Here is a 6,368-nt window from a genome sequence, read left to right on the forward strand (position 1 = left end):
TGCCGAAAGTTATCCACAGGACCTGGGAGCTTGGCGGGCGCTTCGACGGCCGCGCCCGCCAAGCTCCCAGGTCCTGTGGATAACTTTCGGCACGGTCGCAGCGAACCCGCGAGTCTGGGGGCATGACCACCTCTTCACCCGCAGCTGAAACGTCGTCCGGACAGCGCGCGTCCCGCCGAGCGGTAGCCGAGCGGCGACGCACCGCGCTGGGCGCATTCGGTCCGTTGCCCTTCACCTCGCAGGAGGCGCTCGCGGCGGGCCTGAGTCGGAGCGACCTCGCCTCCGATGACGTCCGTCGCCTCTTCCGAGGTGTATTCGTCGACGCTCGCGTTCCGGTGGCGCACGGGCTTCGGTGCGCGGCGGCGTTACGACGCTGCGGGGAGGGAGCGCGCATCTCCCGCCTCGATGCGGCGCAGCTGTGGGGATTGCCGGTGCCTGCGTTCGAGGGTGTCAGCGTCAGCATCCCTGCGCATCGGGACGTACGCAGCGCCGGGTTGGTCGTGCATCGGCACCTCGGTCGTTCGCAGACTGCCGAGGTGTGGGTGCCGTCGGTGCGGCGGCGCCTGCCGACGACGGCTCCGCTCGATCTCGTGCGCGAGTGCCTGCCGTGGCTCTCCCTCGTCGACGCCGTCGTTCTCGCCGATGCCATCCTGCGCCTGAGGTCGGTGGATGCAGTGCGGGCTCGTGCTGCATGGGCGGAGTCGCTCGGCACGCGGCCGGGGCGCGGGCGGGATCTCGTGCGGCTCGTCGATGGGGCAGCAGAGTCGGCGATGGAGACGCGGCTGCGCGTGTTGCTCATCCTTGCGGGGTTGCCGCGACCGGTGGCGCAGGTCGAGGTGGTCGCCGGCGGGCGCCGTCGTCGGCTCGATCTCGCGTACCCCGAGCTGAAGATCGCGATCGAGTACGACGGCGATCACCACTACACCACCGAGGCGCAGAAGCACGCGGACCTCGAGCGCGAAGCGGCGTTGCGCGCAGAGGGGTGGGAGGTCATCCGCGTCGTGTCGCACGGGATATACCGCGACCCGGCTGGAACGGTGCGAGCCGTGGCCGCAGCCCTCGGACGCCGGGGCCTCGCGGTGCGAACGTCGGACGAGTGGCGGGCTCACTTCCGTCAGCTCGCGTAGGCGGACGAAACTCCTGACGTTGGGAGTTCTACAGCTATTCGGGCAGGCACTGGCTGTGAAACTCCTGACGTTGGGGGTTCGGCAGCCACTCGGCCAGGCACTGGCTGCGAAACTCCCAAGGTTGGACGTTTCAGCGCAGAGCGACCCCGACGTCGGTGGCGACGGCTTCGACCATGCGGGTGAGACGCGCCGTGCGCTCGGGCATGGTGTCGCGGTAATTCGCCAAGGTGAGAAGACCCGGCCCGGCGAAGGCCCATGCGCGAGAACGGGCCCACATCGCCTCGTCGGCACCAGCGGCACGCGCGAACACGGCGCGACCCGGTGCGTCGAAGAGGTCCCAGGCGTAGAGCAGGTCGACCGCGGGGTCACCCACACCGAGCCCGCCGAAGTCGATGACCCCGGCCAGCGCGCCGCGAGCGTCGACGAGCACGTTCTCGGGCGACAGGTCGGTGTGCACCCAGGCCCCGGCCTTAGGCGCGGGGCCGACCTCGCGCAGCCGCTTCCACGCCAGGCGCACCTGAGCCGGGTCGAAGAGATCGCTCAGCTCATCGGCTGCTTCCTCCACCCAGCCGTCAGTGGTGTCGTTCACCGGCTCCCCACAGCGGTAGCCCCAGCGCTCGGCGCCGCCCACTTCGCCGCAGGTGTCGAGCGCGTGGAGCTCTGCGGTGAACTCGCCGAGCGTGGTGGCAAGCGCTTGCTGCATCGGCGCCTCAAGATCTCTGGGCGTGCGGCCTTCGAGCCATGTGATGACGGCCCATCGGCGCGGAAACACCGCACTTGGGCGCCCGGTGAACTCGATTCGGGGGATCGGTGTTCTCACGGCAGCTCCGAGCATCGGCAGCCACGTCACCTCCTTGGCGAGGTCGTCGGCGTAGGCATCCGAGCGTGGCAGACGAAGCGCGAGGTGCTCCCCGATCCGGAAGACCCAGTTGCTGCTGCCGGACGTCTTGCTCGGGCGCACCTCGAGCGTCGAAAGGTGAGGTGCCTGTTCACGCAAGAGTCGGGCAGCGTCGGCAGCGTCGGGCTCAGAACTCATCATGTCGGGAGTTTTGCAGCCGACTCGGCGAGCGGCGACGCATTTTCTCCCGATGCTGGGAGATGAGCGCCGGCATCACACGCGAGAGAGCACCAGCGTGATCTCGTGGCGGTTGTGCTGCAACTGCCGCGCGAAGGTGATGTCATACGCCTTCGTCAGCATCGTCATCGCCTCGTCGGCCTGCTTGACGGGGTTGTTCGTGCCGAGCTTCAACGTCACGATCGCGCTGCCGCCGGGACGCAGCATGTCGGACGCCTCGAGCATCGTGTGCGCCGAAAGCTGCGGCGGCATGCGCATGTCGTTGACGATGAGGTCGACGCGCTCGCCGTGTCTCGCGACGAACTCGCCCGCCGTCGTCTTGTGGTGCTCGACGCCGCCGAGGTTCATGACGCGCTCGTCGATGTCGGCCGGGTCGACGGCGTGCACCTGCGAGAAACCGTGCGAGCGCAGGATGCGCGTCCAGCCACCGGGGCTCGCGCCGAGGTCGACGGCGACGTCTCCGCGCGGCACGTCGATGAGACCGAAGAGTTCTTCGAGCTTGAACTCGGCGCGGCTGACCTGCTCCTTGCGCGCGGCGAGGCGGATGCGTCCGCCGGCCCAGTCGGACAGGCCGAGGTGGGTCGGCGTCACCCCCGTCGTCAGACGATCCTCACCGAGGCAGAGCGACAGCGTGTGCTCGGCGCCGCCGGGGACGACGCGGACACCTTCGTCCATAAGCATCTCGAGCAGGGGGCGACGCACCTTGCCCGGCGCCCAGGGCGCCTGCCCGGAATCCCAGGTGTGCAGCGACACGGCGTCACCGGCCCGATATTGGCCCGCCTCGGTCAGCGCTTCGAGGCGCGTGGTCATCGCGTCGAGGGCCCACTCGGCGATCTGCTCGGCGTCGTCGTGCTGATGCGCCTTCGTCGGCGCATGTGACTCGACGTTCGCGAGGTACTTGCAGAACCTGAGGTAACCGCTCGTCGCGAGGTCGTGGAGCCGTTCGATGCCGCCGTCCTTCAACTGCACGAGCCCGGCGTCCTCGCCGACGCGCGTCACCTTCTCGATGTCGAGCTCACGGCGCAGCTCGACGACGGCGAACCGGTAGTAGTCGGGCGTGGTGGAGAACAGCACGGGAAGCTCGATCACCCGGTCAGTGTAGTGGCGAACGACATGACCCCGATTGCGCGTCGCGGCCGTCGGCCACAACCGAACTTCCTGCACCGGCGACGGCACGAACCCCCACCCGTCAGGCAGGTGGGGGTTCGTCAGGGTGCCGAGGTGAGGGTCAGTGTTCGTGGCCCTCGAGGCGTGCTTCTTCGGCGTCGAAGGCGTCGGGGTTGATCTTGCCGCGCACGAAGAACCAGCCGATGACGAGGACGATCGCGACGATCGGGGAGGCGACGCAGACCGTCAGGAAGCCCTTGTTGTCACTGGTCGCCAGGAGCACGACGACGGCGACGAGAAACAGCAGCGCGAAGATGTCGCTCGCGGGGGAGGCCCACAGGCGGAACGCGGGCCGGGGGGTGCCGCCACGCTTCGACTTCACGACGAACGCGAGGTGGCTCAGCATGATGAGGCACCACACCGCGATGATGCACACCGACACGAAGTTGAGCGCGATCTCGAACGCCTCGCTCGGCCACAGATAGTTGATGACCACGCCGACAGCGCCGAGTGCAGCCGTCGCGATGATGCCGGCGGCGGGCACGGCGCGCCCGCTCATGACGCCGAGGAAGCGCGGCGCCGAACCGGAGACGGCCATCGACCGCATGACACGTCCCGTCGAGTACAGGCCCGAGTTCATCGACGATGCCGCGGCCGTGATGACGATGACGTTCATGACGTCCCCCGCGTGTGGCACGCCGGCTTGCGCCAGGGCGGTGACGAACGGCGACGTCGTCGACGAATACTCATCGGTGGGCAGCAGCAGCGTCAGCAGCACGAGAGAACCGAGGTAGAAGACGATGATGCGCCACAGCACCGAGTTGACGGCGCGCGGCATGACCTCGAGCGGGTTCTCGGCCTCACCGGCGGCGACGCCGACGAGCTCCATCGACGAGTAGGCGAAGATGACGCCCTGCATGAGCATGAACATCGGCGCGAGACCGTGCGGGAAGAACCCGCCGTGGTCGGTGATGTTGTGCAGGCCGGGTGCGGAACCACCGACGTGGTGGCCGGAGACGATGAAGTAGATCGCGAGGGCCATGAACCCCAGCAGGGCGGTGACCTTGATGATGGAGAACCAGAACTCCATCTCACCGAACAGCTTCACCCCGACGAGGTTGATCGCGACGGTCACGACGAGGGCGATGGCTGCGATGACCCACTGAGGGACGTGCTCGCTGAAGAAGCCCCAGTAGTGGAAGTACAGGGCGATCGCGGTGCAGTCGACGACGATCGTCGTCGCCCAGTGGATGAAGTGCATCCAACCGGCGGTGTAGGCAGCCTTCTCGCCGATGAACTCCCGGCTGTAGCTGACGAACGCGCCCGAGCTCGGGCGGTGCACGACCATCTCGCCGAGGGCGCGCACGACGATCATCGCGACGACTCCGCAGATGGCGTACGAGATGAGCAGGGACGGCCCGCCCTTCTCGAGGCGGCCACCGGCACCGAGGAACAGTCCGGTGCCGATGGCGCCACCGATGCCGATCATCTGGATGTGGCGGTTCTTCAGGTTCTTCGCATAGCCGTGGTCACCGGCGTCGGCCGGGCGTCCCGCGGTGGGCGCCGGGTTGTTCTGGGTGTCGGCGGAGGTCGACATCGCTCCCTTTCACGTCGAGGCCGGGTGCGGCCTGGGGCACGCACACACTAGGGGAGGCGTGCGGCGTCGTGGCACGCAGGGCCGTCATCGCCGTGAGCGATCCGGTCACGAGGAGGCGTGTGGAGTGCACAGACGTGACGGCGCCCCACCCGGCCGGGTGGGGCGCCGTCACGTCGGGCATTCGATCGTCAGGACATGCGTGTCGCTTCGTCGTCGAACGCTTCGGAGTTGATGCGGCCGCGCACGAGGAACCAGCCGCCGACCATGAGCGCCGCGAGGACGGGCCCGCCGATGTAGACGGCCTTGGCGGCCTTCGGGTCGTCGCCGAACATGATGAGCAGCAGCACGGCCGCCATGAACAGCAGGCCGAAGATGTTGAGGAACGGCGCGCCCTTGAGCTTGAAGTCGGGTCGCTCCAGCTCGCCGCGCTTGGCCTTGCGCACCATCATGAGGTGGCTGATGAGGATCATCGACCACACGCCGATGATGCCGAGCGTCGCGAGCTCGAGGACCATCTCGAACGCGTCCGACGGCCACGCGTAGTTGATGCCGACGCCGATGAGGCCGAACGCGAACGTCGTGAAGATGCCCCAGTAGGGCACCTGCGTCTTGCTCATCTTCGCGAGGTAGCGCGGCGCGGTGCCGGCCATCGCCATCGAGCGCAGCACACGGCCGGTCGAGTACAGGCCGGAGTTCATCGAGCTCGCGACGGCGGAGATCAGCACGACGCTCATGATGTCGGCCATGTGGACGCCGCCGATGTGGAACCCGACGCGGTCGAGCACGGTGACGAACGGCGACTCGCCCTTCTTGTACTGGTCGGTCGGCAGCAGCAGCGTCATCAGGGTGATCGTGCCGATGTAGAACACGAGGATGCGCCACACGACGGCGCGCGCCGCCTTCGGCATGACCTCGCGCGGGTTCTCCGTCTCGCCGGCGGCGACGCCGATGAGTTCCATCGACGCGTACGCGAAGATGACGCCGGACATCAGCATGAACATCGGCGACACGCCGTTCGGGAAGAAACCGCTGTCGGTGATGTTGTGCAGGCCGGCCGTGGCGTGCTGACCGTCCGACGACAGATCCTTGCTCGTCACGATGAAGAAGATCGAGACGAACATGAACGCGATGATCGTGACGACCTTGATGATGGAGAACCAGAACTCCATCTCGCCGAACCACTTCACGCCGATGAGGTTGATGACGAGCACGATCGTGAGAGCCAGCAGCGCCAGAGCCCACTGCGGCAGCGCGTCGGAGATCGGTTTCCAGAAGATGAGGAACCCGGCGATGGCCGTCGAGTCGGCGATGACGGTGAAGCCCCAGTTGATGAAGTGGAACCACCCGGCGGCATAGGCCGCCTTCTCGCCGATGAACTCGCGACTGTAGGAGACGAAGGCGCCCGAGCTCGGGCGGTGCAGCACCATCTCACCGAGCGCACGCACGACGATCATCGCGACGG

The 6,368-nt window shown here is 67.6% G+C and carries 5 protein-coding genes; 1 reads left to right on the forward strand and 4 read right to left on the reverse strand.

The annotated features are described in order from the left end of the window. Positions 1–431: 431 nt before the first annotated feature. On the forward strand, positions 432–1,127 hold the full coding sequence (locus AX669_RS11555; protein WP_050786530.1) for an endonuclease domain-containing protein: 696 nt from the start codon (positions 432–434) through the stop codon (positions 1,125–1,127). A gap of 130 nt (positions 1,128–1,257) precedes the next feature. Here AX669_RS11555 and AX669_RS11560 read toward each other — a convergent pair whose 3' ends face one another. From AX669_RS11560 to AX669_RS11575, 4 genes are all read right to left on the reverse strand, one after another. Then, a complete protein-coding gene (locus AX669_RS11560; protein ID WP_062258547.1) occupies positions 1,258–2,166 on the reverse strand; it encodes an aminoglycoside phosphotransferase family protein in 909 nt (302 codons plus the stop codon). Positions 2,167–2,238: 72 nt separating this feature from the next. Continuing rightward, positions 2,239–3,291, reverse strand: coding sequence for an SAM-dependent methyltransferase (locus tag AX669_RS11565; protein ID WP_231729592.1), 1,053 nt, complete (start codon positions 3,289–3,291; stop codon positions 2,239–2,241). A gap of 139 nt (positions 3,292–3,430) precedes the next feature. Continuing rightward, positions 3,431–4,906 carry an amino acid permease gene (locus AX669_RS11570; protein ID WP_062258549.1) on the reverse strand — a complete coding sequence of 492 codons (1,476 nt, stop codon included), beginning with the start codon at positions 4,904–4,906 and terminating at the stop codon, positions 3,431–3,433. A gap of 188 nt (positions 4,907–5,094) precedes the next feature. Next, on the reverse strand, positions 5,095–6,368 hold a 1,274-nt coding region (locus AX669_RS11575), incomplete at its 5' end, for an amino acid permease (RefSeq protein ID WP_062258553.1).

Origin of the sequence: Dermacoccus sp. CCH2-D9 (genome assembly GCF_001556795.1) — a bacterium.
GTDB classification, from domain to species: domain Bacteria; phylum Actinomycetota; class Actinomycetes; order Actinomycetales; family Dermatophilaceae; genus Dermacoccus; species Dermacoccus nishinomiyaensis.